Annotated in this window: 19 protein-coding genes and 1 tRNA gene; 15 read left to right on the plus strand and 5 right to left on the minus strand. The window is 65.5% G+C overall.

Annotated elements, in window-relative coordinates:
• Positions 1–49: 49 nt before the first annotated feature.
• On the minus strand, positions 50–1,663 hold the full coding sequence (locus tag ACT3S2_RS09505) for a dolichyl-phosphate-mannose--protein mannosyltransferase (RefSeq protein ID WP_245806701.1): 1,614 nt from the start codon (positions 1,661–1,663) through the stop codon (positions 50–52).
• A 64-nt stretch (positions 1,664–1,727) separates the two neighbouring features.
• Between ACT3S2_RS09505 and rsmI the strand changes: the two genes are divergently transcribed.
• Both rsmI and ACT3S2_RS09515 read left to right on the plus strand, forming a co-directional pair.
• Positions 1,728–2,612: a 16S rRNA (cytidine(1402)-2'-O)-methyltransferase gene (gene rsmI / locus ACT3S2_RS09510; protein WP_241895337.1), complete on the plus strand. Its 885-nt coding sequence runs from the start codon at positions 1,728–1,730 to the stop codon at positions 2,610–2,612.
• 125 nt (positions 2,613–2,737) lie between these two features.
• On the plus strand, positions 2,738–4,219 hold the full coding sequence (locus tag ACT3S2_RS09515; RefSeq protein ID WP_087000503.1) for an NAD-dependent succinate-semialdehyde dehydrogenase: 1,482 nt from the start codon (positions 2,738–2,740) through the stop codon (positions 4,217–4,219).
• Here ACT3S2_RS09515 and ACT3S2_RS09520 read toward each other — a convergent pair.
• Genes ACT3S2_RS09520 through ACT3S2_RS09530 form a run of 3 tightly spaced genes read right to left on the minus strand, consistent with a single transcriptional unit; the run spans position 4,216 to position 9,011 of the window.
• Positions 4,216–6,624, minus strand: coding sequence for a transglutaminase TgpA family protein (locus ACT3S2_RS09520; protein ID WP_087000505.1), 2,409 nt, complete (start codon positions 6,622–6,624; stop codon positions 4,216–4,218). The two genes, ACT3S2_RS09515 and ACT3S2_RS09520, sit on opposite strands and share 4 nt — an antisense overlap.
• Positions 6,621–8,015 (minus strand): DUF58 domain-containing protein, encoded by a 1,395-nt coding sequence (locus tag ACT3S2_RS09525; RefSeq protein ID WP_087000507.1) that lies wholly within the window; start codon positions 8,013–8,015, stop codon positions 6,621–6,623. The genes ACT3S2_RS09520 and ACT3S2_RS09525 overlap by 4 nt, the downstream gene beginning before the upstream one ends.
• A 15-nt stretch (positions 8,016–8,030) precedes the next feature.
• Positions 8,031–9,011: an AAA family ATPase gene (locus tag ACT3S2_RS09530; protein ID WP_444561587.1), complete on the minus strand. Its 981-nt coding sequence runs from the start codon at positions 9,009–9,011 to the stop codon at positions 8,031–8,033.
• Between the two features lie 189 nt (positions 9,012–9,200).
• Here ACT3S2_RS09530 and ACT3S2_RS09535 point away from each other — a divergent pair, with 189 nt between their 5' ends.
• From ACT3S2_RS09535 to ACT3S2_RS09575, 9 genes are all read left to right on the plus strand, one after another.
• The gene (locus ACT3S2_RS09535) at positions 9,201–10,202 is read left to right on the plus strand and encodes a TatD family hydrolase (protein ID WP_444561588.1); all 1,002 of its coding nucleotides are present in this window, start codon (positions 9,201–9,203) and stop codon (positions 10,200–10,202) included.
• Between the two features lie 363 nt (positions 10,203–10,565).
• Positions 10,566–11,780 (plus strand): transglycosylase family protein, encoded by a 1,215-nt coding sequence (locus tag ACT3S2_RS09540; RefSeq protein ID WP_444561589.1) that lies wholly within the window; start codon positions 10,566–10,568, stop codon positions 11,778–11,780.
• A 240-nt stretch (positions 11,781–12,020) separates the two neighbouring features.
• Positions 12,021–12,854, plus strand: a complete 834-nt coding sequence (gene rsmA / locus ACT3S2_RS09545; RefSeq protein ID WP_444561610.1) for a 16S rRNA (adenine(1518)-N(6)/adenine(1519)-N(6))-dimethyltransferase RsmA — start codon at positions 12,021–12,023, stop codon at positions 12,852–12,854.
• On the plus strand, positions 12,851–13,771 hold the full coding sequence (locus tag ACT3S2_RS09550) for a 4-(cytidine 5'-diphospho)-2-C-methyl-D-erythritol kinase (RefSeq protein ID WP_444561590.1): 921 nt from the start codon (positions 12,851–12,853) through the stop codon (positions 13,769–13,771). The genes rsmA and ACT3S2_RS09550 overlap by 4 nt, the downstream gene beginning before the upstream one ends.
• 72 nt (positions 13,772–13,843) lie before the next feature.
• Positions 13,844–15,658: an ABC-F family ATP-binding cassette domain-containing protein gene (locus tag ACT3S2_RS09555; protein WP_444561591.1), complete on the plus strand. Its 1,815-nt coding sequence runs from the start codon at positions 13,844–13,846 to the stop codon at positions 15,656–15,658.
• A 52-nt stretch (positions 15,659–15,710) separates the two neighbouring features.
• Positions 15,711–15,782, plus strand: a tRNA-Gln gene (locus ACT3S2_RS09560).
• A 143-nt stretch (positions 15,783–15,925) separates the two neighbouring features.
• A complete protein-coding gene (gene glmU, locus ACT3S2_RS09565; protein WP_444561592.1) occupies positions 15,926–17,392 on the plus strand; it encodes a bifunctional UDP-N-acetylglucosamine diphosphorylase/glucosamine-1-phosphate N-acetyltransferase GlmU in 1,467 nt (488 codons plus the stop codon).
• Positions 17,393–17,476: 84 nt separating this feature from the next.
• A complete protein-coding gene (locus tag ACT3S2_RS09570; RefSeq protein WP_444555077.1) occupies positions 17,477–18,457 on the plus strand; it encodes a ribose-phosphate diphosphokinase in 981 nt (326 codons plus the stop codon).
• A gap of 135 nt (positions 18,458–18,592) precedes the next feature.
• Positions 18,593–19,183 carry an arsenate reductase/protein-tyrosine-phosphatase family protein gene (locus tag ACT3S2_RS09575; protein ID WP_444555076.1) on the plus strand — a complete coding sequence of 197 codons (591 nt, stop codon included), beginning with the start codon at positions 18,593–18,595 and terminating at the stop codon, positions 19,181–19,183.
• 79 nt (positions 19,184–19,262) lie between these two features.
• Here ACT3S2_RS09575 and ACT3S2_RS09580 read toward each other — a convergent pair whose 3' ends face one another.
• A complete protein-coding gene (locus tag ACT3S2_RS09580; RefSeq protein ID WP_444561593.1) occupies positions 19,263–20,990 on the minus strand; it encodes a polysaccharide biosynthesis tyrosine autokinase in 1,728 nt (575 codons plus the stop codon).
• Positions 20,991–21,393: 403 nt separating this feature from the next.
• Between ACT3S2_RS09580 and ACT3S2_RS09585 the strand changes: the two genes are divergently transcribed.
• From ACT3S2_RS09585 to sufU, 4 genes are all read left to right on the plus strand, one after another.
• Positions 21,394–22,011, plus strand: coding sequence for a 50S ribosomal protein L25/general stress protein Ctc (locus ACT3S2_RS09585; RefSeq protein WP_444555609.1), 618 nt, complete (start codon positions 21,394–21,396; stop codon positions 22,009–22,011).
• 17 nt (positions 22,012–22,028) lie between these two features.
• Complete coding sequence (gene pth, locus ACT3S2_RS09590) at positions 22,029–22,610, plus strand: aminoacyl-tRNA hydrolase (RefSeq protein ID WP_444561594.1); 582 nt, start codon at positions 22,029–22,031, stop codon at positions 22,608–22,610.
• A 288-nt stretch (positions 22,611–22,898) separates the two neighbouring features.
• The gene (locus tag ACT3S2_RS09595) at positions 22,899–24,224 is read left to right on the plus strand and encodes a SufS family cysteine desulfurase (protein ID WP_444561595.1); all 1,326 of its coding nucleotides are present in this window, start codon (positions 22,899–22,901) and stop codon (positions 24,222–24,224) included.
• Complete coding sequence (sufU, locus tag ACT3S2_RS09600) at positions 24,221–24,685, plus strand: Fe-S cluster assembly sulfur transfer protein SufU (RefSeq protein ID WP_444561596.1); 465 nt, start codon at positions 24,221–24,223, stop codon at positions 24,683–24,685. The genes ACT3S2_RS09595 and sufU overlap by 4 nt, the downstream gene beginning before the upstream one ends.
• Positions 24,686–24,762: the final 77 nt, after the last annotated feature.

Consider the following 24,762-nt stretch of genomic DNA (forward strand, 5'->3'; position numbering starts at 1 on the left):
GATCCCCGAGGCAGCGGCCCGCAGTGTTTGAGCGGGGTATCGCGGAACATCAGCCCCAGCTGGGCATCCACAAACGCAGTCGCCAGGCCTCATAGGGAATCGTCTGTCCGGTCCAGACCGGCCAGAAGAACGCCGAAACCAGCACCACCAAAGCCAAAAAAGCAGTCACACCGATGAGCCCGGTTCGACGTCGGGCCACGGAAGCACCCACCCCACCCAGGGCCAGGGCGAGCACGAAGGTGAGCGACAGGATCATGAATGGTTCGAAAGTGATCGTGTAGAAGAAGAACATGGTGCGTTGCGAATAGAGGAACCACGGGCCGAATCCGGCGAGTATGCCCGCCAAAATGGCCCCCGTCCGCCAATCGCGGCGTCCCGCCCAAAACAACAGCACGACCAGGAGGGAGAGGGTCGCGGCCCACCAGAGCACCGGATTGGGAAGATCGGTGACCACCGAGGCGCAGGAACCCACCGGACAACCCGGATCCCCGGCCTCCGATCCGTGGTAATAAAACAGGACGGGCCGGCCGGCGAACAGCCAGGTCCACGGGCCTGACTCCCAGGCATGGGGGGAACTGAGCCCCTGGTGGAACTCGTAGGCGCTGCGGTGGTACTCCCACAGTGAGCGAAGCGGGGCAGGCAGCCATCCCACCCCTTCACCGGGATGATCCGCAGCCCAGGTGCGGTCGTAGCCGCCCGCCGTGAGAAACCAGCCGGCCCAGGTCGAGATATACGTGGCAACGGTCAACGGGATGATGAGGAAGAACGCGGGGATGCCGTCGCGGATGATCCCTGCCGTCAACCAGCGGCGGATTCCCACCGTCCGTCGTGCCTGCATATCCCATAGCACCGTTAGCAGGCAGAAGACCGCCACGAAGGAGAGCATCGACCATTTCACGCCCAAGCCGCCGCCGAGCATCAGGGCGAAAACCAACCGCCATGGCCGCCAGGCCATCCACGGGCCGAACTCCAGGAAGGATCGTGGGGGAACACCGGTTTGCGGGTCTACCGCTGCTGAGACTTTTCTGGCGAGGATCCTGCGTCCGTGGGAGCGGTCCACCAGAAGGGCGTAGAAGGCGGCGACGATGAAGAACATTTGAAAAATGTCCAATAAGGAGGTCCGTGACAGGACCAACTGGTGGCCGTCGACGGCACTCAGGCCGCCGGCCACTGCACCGAGGGTGATCGAGTTGAATAAACGCTGGGCGATGAGAGTGACCAACAGGACGGCCAGCGTTCCCACGATGGCCGCGGAGAAACGCCATCCCATCCCGCTGTCGGTACCGAACAGGAGCATCCCCACGGCAATCATCCATTTGCCCAAGGGCGGATGGACCACGTATTCGGGGCTGTCCAAGGGGGCAGGTGTGCCGTCAAGGAACGCGGGATTGGGGTCGTCCGGCCACTCCATCTCATGCCCGTGGGAGAGCAGCGTGAAGGCGTCCTTGACGTAATACGTCTCGTCGAAAGTCAGGGCGTGGGGCTGATCCAGGTTCACCAAACGCATGAGAGCAGCAATGAGGGTGATGACCAGCGGGACCATCCAACTCAGCCGGCTCACCGGGGCGACGACGCCCTGCAACCTCTCCGTCAGGGCCCGGTAGGTGAACGCCGACCGCGGGGTCTGGACCCAGACGGGGCGGGACGATTTCAGGGCGCTCACGGGACAACTCTACCGGCGCTGCCGACGGTAGGCTGGCGGGGTGAATAATGATCCTGCAGACCCCGTGTCCGACACCCCGGAACCCGCGCCCTCAGCCCAGCCCCGGGTAGAGGGGGCGAACGGGCAGATCGTGCTGGCTGCCACCCCGATCGGGAACCTGGGGGATGCCTCTCCGCGGTTGATCGAGTTGATGACCGGCGCCGATGTCATTGCCGCGGAGGACACCCGGAGATTCCACCATCTGGCCCAGGCCCTGGGATTGCGGATCCCCGGCCGGGTGATCAGCTACCACGAGCACAACGAGGGCGTGAAGACCGCAGAATTGCTGGACCTGGCCCGCCAGGGGCTGACCGTGTTGATGGTCTCCGACGCCGGTATGCCTGCCGTCTCCGATCCCGGGTTCCGGCTGGTCGAGGCGGCCGGCGCCGAGGGCCTGCTGGTGACCGCAGTGCCGGGACCCTCCGCCGTGTTGACCGCGTTGGCCCTCTCCGGGCTGCCGACCGATCGCTTCACCTTCGAAGGCTTCCTTCCCCGTAAGCCGGGGGAGCGGGCTGGACGGCTGGCCGAACTTCAGAAGGAACGCCGCACGATGGTCTTCTTCGAAGCCCCCCACCGGCTGGCCCCCATGCTGCGGGCCCTGGCCGACGCCTTCGGTCAGGACCGGAGGGCAGCGGTTGCCCGGGAACTGACCAAAATGTATGAGGAGGTGAAACGCGGTTCCCTGCTGGAACTCCTCGAATGGGCCGAAGGACAGGTGCGGGGGGAAATCGCCGTCGTCGTTTCCGGGGCGGCCGAAGACGCGCCCTCCCGTGCCGTGGACCATGTTTCCTCCGTGCAGGAGCTCGAACGGGGTGGTCTGCGGCTCAAGGACGCGGTCGCCGCCATTGCCGAACGGGAGCGGATCTCCAAACGCGAACTCTACGCGGCGGTCCTTGAAGCCCGCCGCTAGCCCCGGGCGGATGCACAACCACATGGGGTGGTCATGATGCATCCCTGCATTTACAGCCGGGAGGACCTCTGGCTAACGTGAGGTCTGATAGAACCCCATCCACCCTGACGCGGGAGAGACCACCGATGACCATCACCCCCGAGCGCGAAGCCGAACTGCTCGCCTCCGTTCCCACCGGCCTGCTGATCAACGGGGAATGGCGCGATGCCTCCGACGGTGGAACCTTCGACGTCCAGGACCCGGCCACCGGAAAGGTCCTGGCCACCCTGGCTTCGGCGACCAGCGAGGATGCCATGGCAGCGCTCGACGCCGCCGATGCGGCACAGGACTCCTGGGCCCGCACCCCGGCCCGCGACCGCGCAGAAATCCTGCGGCGGGCCTTCGATCTGGTGCAGGAACGTGCCGAGGATTTCGCCCTGTTGATGACCCTGGAAATGGGCAAGCCGCTGGCTGAATCCCGGGGCGAGGTCACCTACGGTTCCGAGTTCCTGCGCTGGTTCTCCGAGGAAGCAGTGCGCGACTACGGCCGCTATGTGACGACCCCCGAGGGCAAAAACAAGATCCTCGTGCAGCGCAAACCGGTGGGCCCCTGCCTGCTGATCACCCCCTGGAACTTCCCGCTGGCGATGGCCACCCGCAAAGTCGGCCCGGCCGTCGCGGCCGGCTGCACGATGGTGCTCAAGCCGGCGAAACTCACACCGCTGACCAGCCAGCTTTTCGCCGCCACGATGCTGGAGGCCGGGCTGCCGGCAGGAGTGTTGAACGTGACCAGCTCGAAATCGGCGTCGGGCATCTCCGGACCTCTCATGCAGGACCCGCGGCTGCGCAAGGTCTCCTTCACTGGTTCGACGCCGGTGGGCAAGCAGTTGCTCAAGGACGCCGCCGACAACGTGCTGCGCACCTCCATGGAACTGGGTGGCAACGCCCCGTTCATCGTGTTCGCCGACGCCGACCTGGACCGGGCCGTCGAAGGGGCCATGGCCGCGAAGATGCGCAATATGGGTGAGGCCTGCACCGCTGCCAACCGTTTCTTGGTCCAGGCGCCGGTGGCCGAAGAGTTCACCCGTAAATTCGCCGATGCCATGGGGGCGCTCACCCTGGGACGAGGCACCGAGGACTCCACGAAGGTTGGCCCGCTGATCGACGGTGGCGCCCGTGATGATGTGCATTCGCTGGTCACCGCAGCGCTCGACGCCGGCGCCGAGGCGCTGACCGGTGGACGAGCCCGCGAGGGTGCCGGCTACTTCTACGAGCCGACCGTGCTGGCCAACGTTCCCCAGGATGCGGCGATCCTGGGCAGCGAGATCTTCGGCCCCGTGGCCCCGGTGACCGTCTTCGAAACCGAAGAGGAAGCCATCAAGCTGGCCAACTCCACCGAATACGGGTTGGCCTCCTACGTCTACTCCCAAGACGTCAATCGCATGTTCCGTGTCTCCGAGCAGATCGAGTTCGGACTGGTGGGCTTCAACGCCGGCGTGATCTCCAACGCCGCGGCCCCCTTCGGCGGGGTCAAGCAGTCGGGCATGGGCCGTGAAGGCGGCTCCGAAGGCCTCAACGAGTACACGAGCGCCCAGTACATCGGCATCGCCGACCCATACGCCGTCTAGCGTCTGAGCAACGAGGCGGGCCAGGCCCGGGCCAGGAATTGACGTCCGGGGCTGGCCGCGTCGGAGAAGCCTTGCTCGATATCGGTCAGGGCTGCATCCAACGCCTCGTCCAGGGCCAGCTCCCGGCTGGCCCGGGGACGGTGGATGCCGCTGGCCGGGCCGCGCGGGACCAACTGGCGGCGCGGTTGTGCGTCGAGGGAAAAACTCGCCCGTTCGAAGGCTTCCCGAAGCCGTTGCACCTCGGGTGCGGCATCGGGCAGATGATCCTGCAGCCGGCTCGCGTAGGCGGCGTCGGTCTCCTGGGGGTCTTGGGCCAGCCCATAGTCCCGCCCCAAGGCCAGGAGTTCTTCCCACGCGCTGGCCACGGCATCGCGCCAATCGGTGGCCCGGTGGATGCTGCGGATACGACGGGAGCGTTGCCACCGCCGGATCCCCAACGGGCCGAAGAGCCCCAGCAACACCACCAGCGCCAGCAGGGCCGGCATCACCGCTGAGATCCCGTCGTCGTTCCCGGAGCTCTGGGCTCCTGCAGCGGGCGGGATGGACGGTTCGGCGCTTGGATTCGCGTCGGGGATGGTTCTGGCGCGGGTTGGATCGGTGTCCGGTGCCTGTGAGGGGGCGGGCCCGCCGTCCGGGCTGTCGCTGGCATAGGACGGGGTGGTCCCGCGGCCGGGGGTGGGCTCGAAGGGGACCCACCCGAGGTCGGGGAAGAAGAGTTCGGGCCAGGCATGGGCGCTGCTGGGGCTCAAATCGTAGCCGGACCACTGTTTTCCGTCCGAGCCCAGCGCCTGCGCCCCATTGCTCCGGCCCGGCGCGTAGCCCACAACAATCCGGCTGGGAACGCCCAAGGTGCGGGCCATCAGGGCCATGGCCGCGGAATAGTGGGTGCAGTAGCCGCTCTTCTGCTTCAGGAACGCCGCCACCACGCCGACCCCGTTGCCGTCGTACCCCTGTTCCAGCGGTGTCTGTTCCGAATAGGTGTAGTCGACGCTGCGCAGTTCTTCCTGCAGCGCGACGGCCTCCTCGTAGGCGGTGGTGGCGTGGGCCTTCCGGGTGATCTGGCGGGCCGTATCAGGAATGATCTTCGGCAGATTCCGGGGAAGATCCGTAGAGGTTTTGGGCAGCCGGTCGGTAGCAGACCCCGGGTCCCGGGCTAGGCGGGCGGAGCTGGCCTCCAAGGCGGCGGCATCGATCACCGGTACCTGCGAGGTGACCGTGTAGTCCAGCTTCCTGCTGCTGGCCTCGGCCTGGGAGAACATGGTGTCGGTCCCACCGTTATACCCCCATTCCTGGGCCAGCCCCGTCACCGAGGCCGCCTCGCGGGGCATCGGCAGCCACGGGCTCTGGTAGTTCCCCGTCACCACCCGGGTATGGACGGTCCGGGTGCGCGGCACGCTCTGCGCCGGGAAGCCGTCGGGCGAGGGGGCCAGGTTTTCGGCGCTATGGTCCCGCCCGACCTCAAGATCCGAAGGCTCCCACCGTTTGGCCCCCAGATCGGAGATGACCGCGGTGCGCAGGTAGAGCGGTTCGGAGGAGTCCGTGTAATAGGTCAGCGTGGTCACGCCCAGGCGGTCACGCAGATTCACACCCAGATTCAACACCGGGTTCACCCCACTGGGTTTACCGAACAGGTAGAGCCGCTGGCCCTGCGGCATGAGCCCCTGGGAGAAACCGGGCAGGGCGAGGGGCACCACGAGCATCAGGGTGAGCGCGGCCGCGGCGATGAGAACGCCCTGACGCAGCACACCGGTGCGCAGCGCAGCCCCGGGGGAGGTGGCACGACGCTCCAGCCGGGCTCCGGCGAGGACCACCAGGTAGCCGATGGCTGTCAGCCCCACATGCAGCAGGCCGGCCCCATCGGTTTTGACGAGGGAGGAGATGACGAGGAAAACCGAGAGCGGCAGCGCGCTCAGTGCCGGGACCCGCAGGCCGACGACCAGCAGGTACACCATCAGGGCCGTCAGCCCGGCGGCCAGGCAGATGAAAAAGATGAGGGGGTCCTCGGACAACACGGGCTGGGCCTGGACGAGGACGGCATCCCTGGCCTGCGGGTAGAAGTCCAGGGCCCGGCGCACGCTTTCGGCGGTGGGGATCACCCCCAGCACAGCAGTGGAGGGGAAGAACTGCAGGGTGAGCATGACGATCAGCCCGGCCACCGAGGCGGTGAAGCTCAGCCCGGCAGAAAGACCCCGAATCCGCACCAGGGTTCCCGCGGCGAGGGTTCCGGCGACGGTGACGGTGGCCTGATCGAACCACAGCCGGCCGTCGATGACCCCCCAGAGTCCACTGACCGGGGCCACGACGGCCACCAGCAGCGCGGTGAAGAGCAGCCACTGGGTTCCGCGGTTCCGCCGCGTTGGTTTTCGTCCGGCCGGTGTCCGGCGGGTAACGGCCGGGGCGCTCATGCCTGCCCCCGGGCGCCGGTGCGCCGCTCCTGGGCAGACAGTTCCAGCCAGGCCTGCGCCAACTCGGTCTTCGCATCCACGGGTACTGCCGTCCAGCCAGCGGTCCGGAAGACCCGTGTGCCGGCCGCCGTGGCGGTGGGACGACTGGCCACCAGGAACACCATGACCTTCCGGTGGGTTCCCATGCGGTCTACCCAGGACTGTGCCTGGTCCCCGGTGGGAGCACCGGTGAACAGCAGGAGGGGACCCTGCCCACCGCGTGGAAAGAAGTCCAGGGGATCGACGGCTGATTCCTGGCGGCGGGGTGCCGGCTTCAAACCCACCGAGGCCAAGGACAGTTGAAGATCCTCGGCAGCGTGCGGCCCGCTGAACAGTCCGGGGCCGGGGCCTGAGGCCCCCGGTGCTGCGCCGGTCAGTGGGCTGCCGGTCTCGTCCAGGATCTCCAGGTCGTAGCCCTGTTCGGCCAGGTGGGCTCCCACGGAAATCACCGCCTGGATGTTCCAGTCGAAGCACGGGGTGGTGGTTCCGGGGGCCTGGAGGAAGTTCGGGATCGGGGTCGGGGCATCGGAACCGACATAACTGCCCTGATAGGGCTGTGGTCGCGCGTCCACCACGAGCGTGGCTCGGGGGGTGCGTTGGAACTGTTCTTGCCGGACCATCAACGTGTTGTGGCGGGCCGTCGCCGGCCAATGCACCCGCCGCAACGAATCCCCCTCCCGGTATTCGCGGGTCATCACGTCGTCGTTCTCGGGGGTGGCCTGATGGTGTGAGGTGGCCGTTCCGCGGGTGCCGGTGCTGCCCACGACTCCGGTGATGGGCAGGGGGAGGACCGCAGGGACCACGGTCAGCGGTGTCGGGCGGTCCACGGCGATGGGACGCATGGCCAGGCCGAAGGGGTCCGAAAGCTGCACCCGGAGCGGGCCGATCGCGTAGACACCACGATGGGTGGGCCGCAGCCGATACCGGTACGCGGTCCGCTTCCCTGCCGTGGCATCGACCGGACCGGGGTCATCGGAGGAGAACGACGGCGTTTTGCCGAAGTCCTTCGGGAGTTCATCGTTCAGGACCGTCCCCGCAGGCAAAGGGGAGGCATGGCCCAGCGACAACGTCACCGTGGTGGAACCGCCGGTGGTGACCGGGTCGGGGCCAAAACTGCGGCGGACCTTCACCCGCGTTTTCCCCCAGGCGAGGACAGCTGCCGAGAGGAGGGGTACGGCCAACAGGAAGATCGAGATATTGACCAGCTCGCGCCGGCCGAGAAACCAGGCCAGAAGCAGGACGACGGCTCCAGCGACGACGAGGGCCCAACCGCGGGGCGTCAGGAACCACAGCCGCAGGCGGACCCGCAGTGGTTCACGGCCGGTGCGCCCGGGCCCGATTGCGCTGTCCACCCTCTGCCGTCCAGGTCAGCTACGCGCCGAGGTCCGGACAGGGACCTGTGCCAGCAGCGATTCGACGAGGTCCTGCACGGTGGTCCCGCCGATCTCCGCCTTGCGATGGAGCACGAGCCGGTGCCCGAGCACCGAGGGGCAGTTGGCCACCACGTCGTCGGGCAGCACGAAGTCTCGGCCGTTCAGTGCCGCCTCGGCCTTGGAAGCACGCAGGAGCTGGAGCAGGGCCCGCGGGCTGGCCCCGAGGCGGATATCCGGGTGGGTGCGGGTCGCCTGCCCCAGTGCCACGATGTATTCCTGCACGGCGTCCGCTACATGGACAGCCTTGACGATGTCGATCAGCGAAAGCAAGGTGGCTGTGTCCACGACGGGGCTGACCCGTTGCAGGGGCGAATCGGACTGGTGGTTCCGCAACATGGACAATTCGGCCTCCGTATCCGGGTACCCCATGGATACCCGGGCCATGAACCGGTCGCGTTGGGCTTCGGGTAGCGGGAACGTGCCCTCGAGCTCAATCGGGTTCTGCGTTGCGATGACCATGAAGGGGGCGGCCAGAGGGTAGGTCGTCCCGTCTACGGTGACCTGGTGTTCCTCCATGCATTCCAGCAGTGCTGACTGCGTTTTGGCCGATGCGCGGTTGATTTCGTCCCCGATGAGGAGGTTCGCGAAGACCGGACCCCTGCGGAATTCGAATCCGTGGGAGTCCTGGTTGTAGATGGAGACACCGGTGACGTCGGAAGGCAGCAGGTCAGGGGTGAACTGGATGCGGTTCACCGTGGCAGCCACGGAACGTGCCAGGGTCTTGGCCAGCAGGGTCTTGCCGACGCCGGGAACATCCTCCAGCAGCAGGTGCCCCTGGGCCAGCAGCACGCGCAACGCCGTTCGGGCGACCTCCGGTTTCCCGTCGATCACCGTGCCGATGGCCTTCAGGATGCGGCTCGTGACGACGCCGAATTCCTCCGAGGAGGGCAACGGGAGTTCCGTGGTTGTCGACACTGCGTCTACTCCCTGTGTTCTGGTCCGTGATGGGGTCCGTGCCCCTTCAGCCTACCCATCAAAAGAGTGACGCGGCTCACGAGGAGTGGATCCGGGTTCCGGCAGCCCCCTGAGGGTTCGTTTGCGGCGGTAGCCTAGATGTCCGGCCCGCCCGCCGAAAAATTCAGTCCCCGTTTCAGGAGTCCCTCCATGTGCCCTTCCCCTCGACCGGATGTCTCCCCAGCCGAGACAGGGAGCGACGACGGCGTCGTCCTGCCCGGAGACACCCCGCCGGCCTACCGCGCCAGCGGGGAGGACCCGGCGGCGCGGGAGTCGGCTGGCGGTTCCCGTCGCGACTCGAAGGCCGCCAACGGCAGCAAACGCGATGTCTCCTACCCGCCGGCTCCCGAACCGCTGGCCGTTCCCGTGGTGGACAACCACACCCATCTGGACTTCGGTGACGGCGAGGTGACGGTCGCGGTGGCCCAGGCGCTCGATACAGCCAACGCTGTCGGGGTCTCCGGGATCATCCAGGTCGGTTGCGACGTCGAGTCCTCCCGCTTCGCGGTCGAAGCAGCCCATGCCGACCCCCGCGTGCTGGCGGCCGTGGCCATCCACCCTAATGACGCGTCCCGGCTGGCCGAGCGCGGGGAACTGGAGGCCGCGCTCGCCGAGATCGACCGGCTGGCCGGGGACCCGCGGGTGCGGGCCGTGGGGGAGACCGGGTTGGATTACTTCCGTACCGGGCAGGAGGGACGTCCGGCGCAGCAGGAATCCTTCAGGGCCCACCTGGAGATGGCCGTCCGTCATGACCAGGCCGTACAGATCCATGACCGGGAGGCGCATGCGGACATCGTGGAGATCCTGGGGCAGGTCCCGATCCCCGACACCGTCGTCTTCCACTGCTTCTCCGGTGATGCCGAGCTAGCGCGGATCTGCAACGCGCACGGCTGGTACATGTCCTTTTCGGGGACCGTGACCTTCAAGAACTCCCGCGACCTGCGCGAGGCCCTGGCGATCGCCGACCCCGCATTGGTCTTGGTGGAAACCGATGCCCCGTTCCTGACCCCGCACCCCTTTCGCGGTCGACCCAATGCCAGCTACCTGATCCCCTACACCGTGCGTTCCATGGCGGAGACCCTACAGGCCGACGTCGATGGACTCTGCGACAGGATCGCACGGAACACGGCGGCGGCATACGGCAGCTTTTAGCCGTGACTTGAGGGCGACGGCATAAGTCACGAGCCGGTCACCGCCGAACGGGATTGATCACGAAGTGGAAGCGGGAAAAAGCCCGGAAATCCGCAGGATTCTGCTGTTCGATGACGTCGAGGTTGTCACAAGATAACGAACCGGTTACGGTAGTCAACAGAGTAGCCGGGATCGGGGAAGGTCTTCGGGGCTCAAGCACCAGCAATGATGATCGTTTGGACGTTCCGTTCGTACGCCCAACCGGTTCTTGCCGGTGCGTGAACCACTGTAAGGCAGCCCGGGGCTGCCCCTTGGATCAACTCCAAGGGACAACCCGTCCCGGCGCTCTCCCCGTGCCCGGAAGAACACAAAGACTGGAAATCCGTGCAGATAGCCTTCAAGAACCGCTGGGTCAAAACCGGCGCTCAGGCGGTTGCCTTGACCGCGTTGATCCTCGGCCTCGTCTCCTTCGTCGGAGCCAATAAGACGGTTGCCGTGACCGTCGACGGCGAGACCCAGAGCGTCCAGGCCTACGCTGGAACCGTCGGCGAGATGCTGTCCTCCGCCGACATCAATATCGACGCCGATGACGAGGTCTCTCCGGGGGTTGACACCGCCGTGGCCGATGGTGATGCCATCACGGTGAACCGGAACAAATCAGTGGATGTGTCCATCGACGGGGTGGACCGCGTGGTGCATACCACCGGCCTGACCGTCGCCGATGTGCTCGACCAGCTCAATGTCGGTGATGCCGCCGATGTCTCCAACGGACCCCAGCTCGAGCTCGCCTCGCTGAGCACCCCGTTGCAGATCAGCACGGTGAAGACCCTCAAGCTGAACGCCGACGGCAAGACCCGCAGCATCAAGACCACCGAGGGCACGGTCGGTGACGCACTGAAGAGCGAAGGCGTGAAGATCGGGGCCGACGACGAACTCTCGGTTGCCGCAGCCACCGAACTCAAGGACGGTCTGAAGGTGAAGCTCGTTCGGGTGAAGACCACGACCGATACCGACACCCGGACCGTGGCCCACGGCGTGGAGAAGAACAAGGACGGCGATCTCGCCCTCGGCAAGACCAAGACGGTCACCGCCGGCAAGGATGGCGAGCGGACCCTGACCTATACCGTCACCACCCGTGATGGCAAGGAAGAATCCCGCAAGCTGACCAGCAACAAGGTCACCACCAAGCCGGTGGACGCCGAAGTCGCCTTGGGCACCAAGAAGCCCGAGAAGAAGGAAGAGCCGGAGAAGAAGGCCGAACCGGCGAAGAAGGACGACAAGCCGGATAAGAAGGAAGACAAGCCAGTCAAGAAGGCTTCCACGGGCGGAACCACAGCCTCGTCCGGCGGGGTTTCCGCCAACTGGAAGGCACTGGCCAAGTGCGAGTCCGGCGGGAACTGGTCGATCAACACCGGCAACGGCTACTACGGTGGCCTGCAGTTCAACCGCAACAGCTGGATCGGCGCCGGCGGCGGCAAGTACGCTGCTCTGCCGCACCAGGCCACCCCGTCCCAGCAGGTCGCCGTGGCTGAGAAGCTGCGCGCCAACGGTGGCTGGGGCCACTGGCCTGCCTGCTCCTCCAAGCTCGGCCTGCGCTAGATCGAGCAGCTGATCCGCCACGGATCGAACGTTGCTGAAGGGCCCCGCACTGCGGGGCCCTTCAGTGCTTTCCGGAATGGGTGTGGAGACGAAACCGCAGGCCCTCCGACCTCTACTAGGATTGAACCCGTGACTGACGACTCCCAGACCCCCCACTCCGCCTCCGGGCCGGACCCCGAGCAGACCCCACGGCGGGATCCGGAGACACCGCGACTACTCGGAGCCACCGAGATCCGCCGGCTGGCCGCGGAGTTGGAGGTCCGTCCGACCAAGACGCTGGGCCAGAACTTCGTCATCGACGGCAACACCATCCGACGCATCGTCGCCACAGCCCGGATCGACCCGGAGGAAACCGTTCTTGAGGTCGGTCCCGGACTCGGTTCGCTCACCCTGGGTCTGCTGGATGCCGCCCAACGGGTCGTCGCCGTGGAGATCGATCCCAAACTGTCCCAACGCCTGCCCCAAACCGTCGCCGAATTCCGCCCCTCCCTGGCGTCGAACCTCGACGTCGTCCTCGGGGACGCGATGCGGGTCACCGAGCTGCCGCACGCGCCCACGTCCCTGGTCGCCAACCTGCCCTATAACGTGGCCGTTCCCGTGGTCCTGCACCTGCTCGAACACTTCCCGAGCCTGCGGCACGGACTGGTCATGGTCCAGGACGAAGTGGCCGATCGGCTCTGCGCCGGTCCCGGGAACAAGACCTACGGCATCCCCAGCCTCAAGGCCGCCTGGTACGGCAGGATGCGCAAGGCTGGAGTCATCGGGATGAACGTCTTCTGGCCGGCCCCGAAGATCCAGTCGGGGCTGGTCTCCTTCGAACGCCATGAACCACCACGGACCACGGCCAGCCGTTCCGAGGTGTTCGCTGCCATCGACGCGGCCTTCGCCCAACGTCGTAAGACCCTGCGTGCCGCACTGGCTGGTTGGGCCGGGGGCGCCGACGCCGCAGAACGGGCGCTCCGTGCCGCAGGCATGGACCCGCAGGCCCGCGGGGAGCGGCTGGTCATCGAGGATTTCGCGCGCATCGCCGAAGCACGGAACCTGGCCGGACAGGACAACGGGGTCGGGGCATGAACCAGACCGTCGTGGCCCGCGCCCCCGGGAAGATCAACATCTACTTCCGGGTCGGCGCCCCCCGGGAGGACAGCTACCACTCGGTCGCCAGCCTGTATCTGGCCGTCTCCCTCTTCGAGGATGTGGCCGCCACGGCACGGACGGACGGGCGGATCACCGTGGCGCTCAACGAGGCCTCCACCGCTGTCGAGGACCCCGAGTCCTTCCCGCTGGGCGAGGACAACCTCGTCGTCCGGGCCGCCCGCCTGCTGGCCGAACACACCGGTCATGAGGCAGGAGTCCACCTCGAGATCACCAAGCGGGTCCCGATTGCCGGTGGCATGGGCGGGGGATCGGCCGATGCCGCGGCGGCACTGGTGGCCTGCAACGGTCTGTGGGGAACCGGCCTGACCCGTGAGGAACTCGGACGGCTGGGCGCCCGGCTCGGTGCCGACGTGCCCTTCGCGCTCTCCGGCGGTGCCGCCGTCGGACTCGGCGTCGGCGATGAACTCTCGCCCCTGTTGTTGCGCAGCCGCACCGACTGGGTCCTGGCGCTGGCCAGCTACGGATTGTCCACCCCGGCAGTGTACCAACAACTGGATATCCTGCGCGGGGACGAGGCCATCGAGGAACCCCGGGCCGTGGATCCACAAGTGGTCCAGGCACTCGTGGGCCACGACCTGGTGTTGTTGCCCGGCCTGTTGGGCAACGACCTCACCAGCGCCGCGGTCCAGCTGGCGCCCGAGCTGACGGCGGTGCTGGAGATGGGCCGCAATGCCGGGGCCCTGACGGCCCTGGTCTCCGGATCCGGACCCACGATCGCGCTGTTGGCCGAGGACCCCTCACATGCCGGCGAACTGGCCACCGTGCTGATCGACGAAGCAGGAATCGACACGCACACTGTGCACGGACCGGTCCACGGAGCCCAGATCATCTGACGCCGACGCACCGGGCCCACCACAGGGGCCACCGGCTACCTCTGAACACCACCGACGAAGGAACATAATACTTTGGCACATCTGCTCGGCGCGGAGAACGTCTCCGTCGCCTTCGCCACCCGCACCATCTTGGACGAGGTCACCCTCGGCTTGGAACAAGGCGACCGCATCGGCATGGTCGGTCGCAATGGTGACGGCAAATCAACGCTCATGCGCCTGCTGGCCCGCCGCCAGGACCCCGATTCCGGGCGGGTGACCAAGCGCAGCGACGTCCAGGTCGGGTACCTCGACCAGCAGGATGTCCTGGATGGCGACCTCGAAGTCGGCCAGGCCATCGTCGGTGACGCCGCCGCCTACGAATGGGCCTCGAACCCGAAGATCCGCGAAATCATGGGCGGCCTGGTCGGAGAGGTCGACTGGAATGCACGGGTCTCGGACCTTTCCGGCGGACAGCGCCGTCGCGTCGCCCTGGCGAAGCTGCTCATCGGCGACGATGACGTCATCATGCTCGATGAACCCACCAACCACCTCGACGTCGAAGGCGTCGCCTGGCTGGCCGACCACCTGAAGCGTCGCTGGCGTGCCAACCAAGGGGCACTACTGGTGATCACCCACGACCGTTGGTTCCTCGACGAGATCAGCACGCGCACCTGGGAGGTCCACGACGGGATCGTGGAGGCGTTCGACGGCGGATATGCCGCCTATGTGCTCGCCCGTGCCGAACGCGACAGGTCGGAGGCGGTCACGGAAGGCAAACGCCAGCAACTGGTCAAGAAGGAATTGGCCTGGCTGCGACGGGGCGCCCCGGCACGTACGGCGAAGCCGAAGTTCAGGATCGACGCGGCCAACGACATCATCGCCGACGTTCCGCAACCGCGTGACACCGTCGCTCTGTCGAAAATGGCCACGGCTCGCCAGGGCAAGGACGTGCTGGATCTGGAGCATGTCTCCCTCGCGTACGACGGCGGTGCCCCCCTGTTCAAGAACGTCACCCTGCGCTTGGCGCCCGGGGAACGGCTGGGGATCGTCGGGGTCAATGGGTCGGGCAAATCAACGCTGCTGCGTCTGCTCAATGGCCAGGTCGAACCCAACGAGGGGCGGATCAAACGCGGCAAGACCGTCCAGACGGCCATGCTGACCCAGGAAGTCACCGAGCTCGATGAACTTTCGGACCGACGCGTTATCGAGGTCATCCAGGACGAGAAGAACGTCTTTAGCGTCGGAGGCAGGGAAGTTTCTGCCGGACAGCTGATCGAGCAGCTCGGATTCACCCAGGAAAAGCAGTGGACCCCGGTCCGGGACCTCTCAGGTGGTGAACGACGGCGACTCCAACTACTGAGGCTGTTGGCCGGCGAACCCAATGTGCTGATGCTCGACGAACCGACCAACGACCTGGACACCGATACGCTCGCCGCCGTCGAGGACCTGCTGGATTCCTGGCCCGGAACCCTCGTGGTCGTCAGCCACGACCGCTACCTGCTCGAGCGCGTGACCGACCACCAGGTGGCGCTGCTGGGCGACGGACAAATCCGCGATCTTCCCGGCGGCGTCGAACAGTACCTGCAGTTGCGTGCCGGGGCCGGGACCGGCGGAGCCACCACCGGACCGGCAGCCCCGGAGGCTGCGGGAAACGATGCGGCAGCATCCGGGGGAGAGGCCAGCGAGGCAGATAAACGTGAGGCGCGCAAGGAAATCAACCGCATCGACAGGAAGCTGGCCAAACTCTCGGCCCAGGAGGAACGCCTCCACACGAAGATGGCGACGGCTTCCGAGGGGATGGACGTCGATGGCCTGTCAGCGCTGAATGCCGAGCTCAAGGAGCTTCAGTCCGAGCACGAGGCACTCGAAGAGGCCTGGTTGGAAGCAGCCGAGGCTGCCGGACAGTAGTTACGCCGGTTTGTGGCAGAATAGTTAACCGTGTTCCCCCTGCGGGACATGATCCGCCCTGGTGTAATGGCAGCACCCCAGCCTTTGGAGCTGTGGAGTATAGGTTCGAATCCTATGGGCGGAACCCCGTCCCCGGCGTGTATGGTGCTGCTCTCGATGCAACGGCTCATGGGTGGTCCGTGCGAATCCAGCCAGCAATACGAAGCGGTAGACTGGGTTGGCCCGGGTTCCGGGCCCCAAACGCCAACATCGCAGGGAGTTCAGAACTTGAGCGTGGAAGCCAATACACCGGCCGCTGTCATCGTCCTCGCAGCAGGGGCCGGCACCCGAATGAAGTCCGCGAAACCGAAGATCCTGCATGAGATTGCCGGCCGTTCCCTCGTCGGACACGCGATCGCCGCAGCCCAGGGTCTGCAGCCTGAGCGCCTGGTCGCTGTCGTCCGCTTTGAGCGCGAAATCGTCGTCAATCACCTGCTCGACATCGACCCGTCCATCATCATCGCCGACCAAGACGAGATCCCGGGAACGGGCCGGGCCGTACAGGTCGGCCTCGACCAGCTGCCCGGCGACCTGACGGGAACGGTGGTGGTGACCTACGGCGACGTACCCCTGCTGACCACCGAACTCATCGGCGGCCTCGTCGCGGCGCATGAGACCGAGCGCAATGCCGTCACGGTCTTGACCGCTGAAATTACCGATGCCACCGGTTATGGCCGCATCGTTCGTTCCACCGACGGAACCGTCGAGGGGATCGTCGAACACAAGGACGCCACCGCGGAGCAGCGGGCCATCAACGAGATTAACTCCGGTATCTACGCCTTCGACGCGGAAGTCCTTCGAAATGCGCTGGCCAGCGTCACCACCGACAACGCCCAAGGCGAGATGTACCTGACCGATGTGTTGGGCATCGCACGCAACGACGGCGGACGCGTTGCCGCCATGGTCACCTCCGACCAGTGGCAGGTCGAAGGCGTCAACGATCGCGCCCAGCTCTCCTCCTTGGGGAAGGAAATGAACCGTCGCATCCTCGAGAAGTGGATGCGTGCAGGAGTCACGGTCATCGACCCGCAAACCACTTGGGTCGACGCCTCAGTCGCGCTGTCCCCGGACGTCACCATCAAGCCAGGCACCCAGCTGCACGGTTCCACCGCGATCGGCACCGGGAGTGTGATCGGTCCGGACTCCACGCTGACCGACACCCAAGTGGGCCAGAACGCCGTCGTCAAGCGCAGCGACGTGGCGTCCTCGCTCATCGCCGCTGGCGCTTCCGTGGGCCCCTTCACCTATGTGCGCCCGGGGACGAACCTCGGCGAAGCCGGCAAGATCGGCGCCTTCTATGAGACGAAGAACGTCACGGTCGGGCGTGGTTCAAAGCTCTCCCATCTGGGCTATGCCGGCGACGCGGACATCGGCGAATACAGCAACATTGGTTGCGGCAACATCACCGCCAACTACGATGGCGTCAACAAGCACCGCACTCTGATCGGCTCGCATGTACGCACCAGCTCCAACACCGTGTTCATCGCCCCCGTCACCATCGGCGACGGCGCCTACACTGGCGCCGGGGCCATCGTGCGCAAAGACGTTCCGGCCGGGGCCTTGGCCCTGTCCGTGGCCCCGCAGCAGAATAAGGAAGGCTGGACCGAGGCCAAGCGTCCCGGTAGCGCGGCAGCCGAAGCCGCGGCCCACGCCGGACGCAACGGCGATGCCGCCAAACTTCCCGCCACCGACTAACACCCACCAGTCCCGGTCCGCCGGGCCGTTTCACCGACCCTCCAACAGACAGCACGAAACCCTCCCGAGTGAGAAAGTGAACACATGAGCGAACTGCGCCACAACGTCGACAACAAGCTGGTGTTGGCCTCCGGCCGTGCACACCCGGAGCTGGCCGAGGAGATTGCTTCGGCCCTCGATACCGAGCTGCTGCCCTTATCCGCCTATGACTTCGCCAATGGCGAGATCTACGTCCGCTCCGGCGAGAGCGTGCGCGGCAAGGACGTCTTCATCATCCAGGCCCACCCGGCACCGCTGAACAACTGGTTGATGGAACAACTGATCATGATTGATTCGATGAAGCGCGCCTCGGCCCGCCGCATCACCGTGGTCTCGCCGTTCTACCCCTACGCGCGCCAAGACAAGAAGGGTCGTGGTCGCGAGCCGATCTCGGCCCGTCTGGTCGCCGATCTCTACCGGACTGCCGGTGCGGACCGCGTGATGAGCGTGGATCTGCACACCGCGCAGATCCAGGGTTTCTTCGACGGACCGGTCGACCACCTCTTCGCCATCCCGTTGCTGGCCGATTACATCCGTGGACGCGTCGAGGTCGACAACGTCACCGTCGTCTCCCCGGATACCGGACGCGTCCGCGTTGCCGAGCAGTGGGCCGAACGCCTGGGCGGGGCCCCGCTGGCATTCGTGCACAAGTCACGTGACCTGACGGTTCCGAACCAAGCGGTTTCCAAGACCGTTGTGGGACAGGTCAAGGGCCGTACGTGCGTACTCATCGACGACATGATCGATACCGGTGGCACGATTTCGGGGGCGGTGCGCGTGCTGATGGACGCCGGCGCCAAGGATGTCATCATCGCCGCCACGCACGCTGTGCTTTCCGATCCGGCCGCTCAGCGGCTCTCCGAATCGGGTGCCCGCGAGATCGTGGTGACCAATACTCTGCCGATCCCGAATTCGAAGCGTTTCCAGCAGCTCACTGTCCTGTCGATTGCCCCGCTGATCGCCCGCGCGATCAAGGAGGTCTTCGAGGACGGATCGGTCACGAGCCTCTTCGACGGTAACGCCTAGTCAATAACGCCCAATAACGCCCGGCAGATGGATCCCAGGGTCAATCTGCCGGGCGTCGTCACGTCCACCGGGCCCATAGCGGAACCCGGGGCGGCGCGATGCCGGTGCCAACCCGGCGAACGGTAAGGTGGGGGCGTGGTCAAAATTCTTGCTGTATGCACCGGAAACATTTGCCGTTCGCCCTTCGTGGAGCGCTATCTGCAACGAGAACTAGAGCAGCTGGCGCCAGGTGCATTTCAAATCACCAGTGCCGGCACCGGCGCTCTCGTCGGACAACCAATGGATCAACGTGCAGCAGAGTCGTTGAAACGGGCCGGCGGATCAGCCGGGGGGTTCCTCGCCCGACAGCTGACCGAGGCGCACCTGAAAGATGCGGACTTCGTGTTGGCCCTGACGGAAGGGCATCGAAGCGCCGTCGTGTCGATGAGCCCGCGGATGCTCAAGCGTGCCTATACCGTGCGAGAGTTCGCTCGTGTGCTCGAGGTCATCGCTGCGGCAGGATCCGATCTGCACCGAGGGGGCGGACTCGAAGAGGTCCGGGCCCGGTGGAACGAGCTGCCCAAGGTCGCTGCCCGGCACCGGTATGAGGCTCGGGAGTTGGTGCCGGGAGGAAACGATGTGATCGATCCTTACCGGGAGAGCACAGCCGTGTACCAGCAGATGACGGACGAATTGCTGCCGGCGTTGCAAGGAATAGTCGATTTCGAAGCCGCCATGATTGCCTGAGTGACCATCGTTTGACCGACATGGGCACCACACGTGCCCCAACTGGGCAGAGGTCCCAGAGGAGGCCTTCGCGTCTCAACTACAGCCGGCGGCGTGCTTGTCGCTTTTCCGTCCTCGGGGCAACGAGTTCCTCGAAGGCAAGGTTCGGGTCGCGCTGTGCCGGCTCGGAGTTAACCACGTCATAATCGTCGTCTAGGAACTTGGGGATGAGCGACGTCTGGTCCTCAGCCGTTCCGTTGTCTGGCGCACTGGCGTCGGAGACGACCTCGCGGGTAGCTCGGGGTGCACGGGAGGGCTGGGCGCGTCCGGATTCCACGGGTTCCATAGGCGGCTGCGTGGGCGTTGGGGAGGCCTTACGCCGGTTATTTTTGCCGTCTTCGGCACTGGAGTAATAGTACTTTCCGTAGTAGCCGTACTGGCCGGCCTGGGCGCCCTTGGTTGGCACTTGGTTCAGGATTGCGCCAAGAACACGGCCCTCGACCTTACGGAGGTTGTCTATTGCCTTTTGGAGTTCATCGACAGTGGTCGAACCAGCCTTCACGGTCACTAGCGCACCATCGGCGGATTTCGTCAGGATGGCCGCGTCGGTGACGGGCAGTAGCGGTGGGGCATCGATGATGACGACACGGTCACGTGCCAGATCACGTAGGAGGTTCTTCATGGAGCGGGATCCGAGTAGTTCGGATGGATTCGGAGGGATGCGTCCGGCAGCGAGAACCGAGAGATTCGGAATCGGCCCATAGGGCTGGAGTACATCCTCGAGGTCGGCCATGCCGCTGAGGACGTCGGTGAGTCCGGCTCCGTCCGGTAGGCCGAAGACCTCGGTGACGACCGGGCGACGGAGGTCTCCATCGATGATCACTACTTCGCGGCCAGTGGCGGCCACGGCTACAGCGAGGTTCGCCGCAATGGAGGATTTACCCTCGCCGGGGACCGATGAGGTGACGACAATAGTGCGTGGGGGGTTGTCGACGTCCATGTAGGACAGGTTCGTGCGCAGTTCGCGTAGTGCTTCCGAGAAGGCGTGAGACTCGCGATCGCCATGGTCTACGACGCCGGTTTCACCGATCATGCGTTTCTCGGTCAACCGCCGATCCTGGGGGATGGTGCCCGCGACGTTCAACCCCAGCTGCTCCACGGCTTCGCTGGATCGAATGCGCCGGTCCAGGTGTCCGCGCATGAGAGCATAGCCCAAGCCGAGCGCTAAGCCGACGACGCCGCCCAACGCGAGGGCGAGCTTCGTGTTCGGGGAGACCGGGGCCGTCGGCAAGGCGGCGCGCCCCAGGGGGGCGAGCTTGATAGGCGCTTCGCCGGCCCCTTCGTCGGATTCCGCGGCCGGTTCGATGCTGGTGATTTCGTCCGCAAGAGCCTCTACCCAGGAATTGGCGAGGTCACGTGTGGCCTCCGGGGCGCCGGACTTCGCGCTGATGCGGATCTCAGAGGTTTCGGCGGGAACGTCAACGGAGATCTGTTCGAGCAAATCATCGGGTGACTCGGCCAGGCCAAGTTCCTTCTTCACCTTGGCAGCGACGCTGCGGCTCTTGGCGATGCTCTGGTAGCTCGCCGCCTTGGACTTGGCCAGTGTTTCCCCCGCCAGAGCCGTGTTCAGGCTGTCGGCACCTGCGGTGACGACGAGTCCTGAAGAGGATGCCTGGTAGATCTTCGGTTGGGTCAACGTCCACAGGAAGGCCAAGAGGATGGTGATCAGAAGTATTGCCCCAATGCCACGCCAATAAGTACGGATGACGTTGAAGTACTGGCGAAGATCCGGGCCGGCTTCAGCACCAGCGGCGTCGTTGCTATCCAAAATTGAGTCCCCCCGAGGGCTCTCTACCGTCCAAATGATCACGTGTTTCGGACAAGAATGGTCCCCCCCAAAGGCCGTGATCATGGACGGGCGTGGTTTTAGGGTCGGACTGATCCTATCCCAGCGGTGGCATTTTCTTTATTTGTGTTCGTTCAAGCGGATGGTCTCAGGTGTGGGACGAAGTTCGCGTTTCGTGCCAGCAGAAACGAACCGTGTTTGCAGGCTGCTAGACTATTGCGCAGTGCCCAGGCGAGGGAACTTCCGGATGTTTATCCGGTAGCTTCCGTGATCGACAAGGCCCAACGCCTTCGGCGTCCATCCTGCAGGATTGGCTTCGCTCGGTGTCCGGACCCCCGATATGCCTGGACGGACCGCAAGAGCCACACATCTCAGGAGATATTTCATGACTCACGACAAAGTCGTCCTGCCCGCAGAGATCCGTACCGATTTCGGCAAGGGTGCTGCCCGCAAGGCCCGCCGCGACTACAAGATCCCCGCAGTGATCTACGGACACGGTGCCGAGCCGCTGCACGTTTTGCTGCCGAACCAGGAGACCACGCTGGCCGTGCGCTACTCCAACGCCCTGCTGACCATCGACGTCGAGGGCAAGACCCACCTCGCGCTGGCCAAGGACATCCAGCGCCACCCGCTGCGCCAGAGCGTCGATCACCTCGACCTGCTGACCGTGAAGAAGGGTGAGAAGGTCAACGTCGACGTGACCATCAACCTCGAGGGTGAAGTCGCTCCGGGCGCCGTCCTGGAAGTCGATGCCTACACCGTCTACGTCGAGGCCGACGCCACCAACCTGCCCGATCAGGTCACCGTCAGCGTCGAGGGCCGCGAAATCGGCAACCACGTGCTGGCCTCCGATCTGGTGCTGCCCAAGGGCGTCATGCTGCTGATCGAGGAAGACACCGTCATCGCCACCATCGACGAGCCGAAGGTCCAGGACCTCGGCGACGAAGAAGAAGAGGAAACCTCCGTGGCTGTGGCGCCGGCTGGCACCGAGTCAGCAGAGTAGGGAAACCACCTGCTCTGATGGCAAGCAATACCTGGATCGTAGCCGGGCTCGGGAATCCCGGGCCCGGCTACGCCCGTAATAGGCACAATGTGGGCCAGATGGTCCTCAATGAGTTGGGGACCCGCCTGGGCGGGTCCTTCAAGTCGCATAAGGCCAACGCCCAGGTCCTGGAAGGGCGCTTGGGCATCGGTGGGCCGCGTCTGATCCTGGCCAAGCCGATGACGTACATGAACCTCTCCGGTGGTCCGGTCGCGGGCCTGGCCCGGTTCTTCGATGTGGATCCGGAGCACATTATTGCGATTCATGACGAAATCGATATCCCCTTCAATGCCGTCAAATTAAAGATCGGCGGGGGAGAAGGTGGCCATAACGGGCTGCGTGATATCTCGAAGGCACTGTCGACCAAGGAGTACTACCGGGTACGGGTGGGCGTGGGCCGGCCTCCCGGGCGGATGGAAACGGCGGACTTCGTGCTGCGCGATTTCGGCACCACCGAACGCAAGGAACTGCCCTTCCTGCTCGCCGATGCCGCCGATGCCGCCGAACTGCTCGTTCGTGAGGGGCTGCAGGCGGCGCAGCAGAAACACCACGGCGCGTAAGGGCCCGCTGTCGGGATAAGCCGGCCCTGCTTTTGTTTGACAAGAGTTTCACATACTATCGATCCATGCCCTATGGCTCCCTTAAGCGGGGTCGGTAGCAGGAGGCCTCTGAGACTGGGCCACCCCCATCCTGCTATCGGCCCCTTTTTCATGCCCGGATTCGGCGGGTAAGGCGGGACTGACGTGAACCACCCTGCCTGCCCGTGCGATGATTAGGTCATGGATTCGTTGCGGAATCCACGGGGCGGATGCCCTGCCGACCATTCCCGATCCAAGGACTCAACGAGCGTGGAAACAGCAACCGGCCGCCGCGGAGCGGAACATATCGACCACCCCCTGGCCCCGTTGGACGACACCGAAGTGCGGCGTCTGCGGGGTGACTTCACACTTTTGGAACGCAGCGTCAATTCCGTTCCCTTGGTGTACCTGGACTCCGGCGCCACATCGCAGAAACCACATTCGGTCCTGGATACCGAGCAACACTTCTATGAGAACTTCAACGCAGCCGTCCATCGCGGAGCCCATAGCCTGGCGGTGGAGGCCACCGATATCTACGAGGAGGCCCGCGAGAAGACGGCACGGTTCGTGGGGGCCGACACCGCGGAAATCGTGTGGACCTCCAACGCGACCGAGGCACTGAACCTGCTGACCTACTCGTTCTCCAACGCCAGTGCCGGCCTCGGCGGCGAAGCCGGACGGCGGTTCGCCTTGGGCCCGGGGGACGAGATCCTCGTGACCGAGCTCGAACACCACGCCAACCTCATCCCCTGGCAGGAACTGGCCTTGCGCACTGGTGCGAGCCTGAAATACATCCCGGTCGACTCCGAAGGCGCACTGCGCATGGACCTGGCCGCTGATCTGGTCGGGCCCCGCACCCGGGTCGTGGCCTTCACCCACGTCTCCAACGTGCTGGGCACCGTCATCGACGTCGAAGCCCTGGTCCGTCTGGCCGACACCGTGGGCGCACTCACGGTCCTGGACGGCTGCCAATCGGTGCCCCACTTGCCCGTGGACGTGAAGGCGCTGGGCATCGACTTCATGGCTTTCTCCGGCCATAAGATGCTGGGCCCCACGGGTATCGGAGCCCTCTACGGCCGCCGGGAACTGCTCGACGCAATGCCACCGTTCCTCACGGGCGGGTCGATGATCACCAGTGTCACGATGGAACGGGCCGAATTCCTGCCCGCACCCACCCGTTTCGAAGCGGGTACCCAACGCATCTCCCAGGCGGTCGCCCTGGCCGCCGCCGTCGACTATCTCGACGAGGTCGGCATGGAACGCATCGCGGCCTGGGAGGAATACCTGGGCGGGCTGCTCTCCGCCGGTCTGGGGTCCATCCCCGGGATCCGCCAGTTGGGCCCGGCCACGGGAGCGCGCATCGGGACGGCTACCATCGACGTCCCGGGAGTCCATCCCCATGATGTCGGACAGTTCCTGGATAGCCGTGGGGTGGCCGTACGTGTCGGACACCACTGCGCGCAACCGCTGCACCGCGCCTTGGGCGTCACGGCCAGCACCCGGGCCAGCACCTACCTCTACAACACCGCCGAGGATGTGGACACGTTCCTCAACGCCGTCGCCGACGTGCGGGGTTTCTTCGGGGTGGGCGCATGAGCGAGTTGGAACAGCTTTATCAGCAGGTGATCCTCGACCACTCCAAACGACGTCGGGGGGAGGGGCTCATTGAACCGGAGGCCGGACATGCGTGGGGGGAATCCCATCAGCACAACCCTGTATGTGGTGACCAGATCCGGCTTCGGGTGGAAACCCAGGACCAGAGCATCACGAAGATCAGCTGGGAAGGCGATGGATGTTCGATCTCCATGGCCTCCGCCTCCGTGCTGACCGAACTGGCCGCCGGGGCCAGCCGGGGGAGCCTGGTGGAACTGACCGACGCGTTCAGGACGCTCATGCGTTCACGCGGAAACCTCGAAGCCGATGAGGAGGTCCTCGGGGATGCCGCGGCCTTCTCCGGGGTTTCGCGCTTCCCGGCCCGGGTCAAGTGCGCGATGCTGGCCTGGGTCGCCACCGAGCAGGCCATGCTCGATGCAGGAACCGGCCCCGAAGGCATCTAGCGCCCCTACCTGACGGTGCCGCGGGCGGCCGGAAGATGCCGGTCAGCGGACGACGGCGGCTCTCCTGCCGCCGTCGT

The organism is Arthrobacter sp. AOP36-A1-22, assembly GCF_052377615.1.
Lineage (GTDB): Bacteria > Actinomycetota > Actinomycetes > Actinomycetales > Micrococcaceae > Arthrobacter_H.

Bases quoted from the DNA above. Each gene is read 5' to 3' on its own strand.
- ACT3S2_RS09515 (WP_087000503.1), top strand. From the start codon at position 2,738: ATGACCATCACCCCCGAGCGCGAAGCCGAACTGCTCGCCTCCGTTCCC.
- ACT3S2_RS09520 (WP_087000505.1), bottom strand. From the start codon at position 6,624: ATGAGCGCCCCGGCCGTTACCCGCCGGACACCGGCCGGACGAAAACCA.
- ACT3S2_RS09535 (WP_444561588.1), top strand. From the start codon at position 9,201: ATGTGCCCTTCCCCTCGACCGGATGTCTCCCCAGCCGAGACAGGGAGC.
- ACT3S2_RS09550 (WP_444561590.1), top strand. From the start codon at position 12,851: ATGAACCAGACCGTCGTGGCCCGCGCCCCCGGGAAGATCAACATCTAC.
- ACT3S2_RS09570 (WP_444555077.1), top strand. From the start codon at position 17,477: ATGAGCGAACTGCGCCACAACGTCGACAACAAGCTGGTGTTGGCCTCC.
- ACT3S2_RS09585 (WP_444555609.1), top strand. From the start codon at position 21,394: ATGACTCACGACAAAGTCGTCCTGCCCGCAGAGATCCGTACCGATTTC.
- pth (WP_444561594.1), top strand. From the start codon at position 22,029: ATGGCAAGCAATACCTGGATCGTAGCCGGGCTCGGGAATCCCGGGCCC.
- sufU (WP_444561596.1), top strand. From the start codon at position 24,221: ATGAGCGAGTTGGAACAGCTTTATCAGCAGGTGATCCTCGACCACTCC.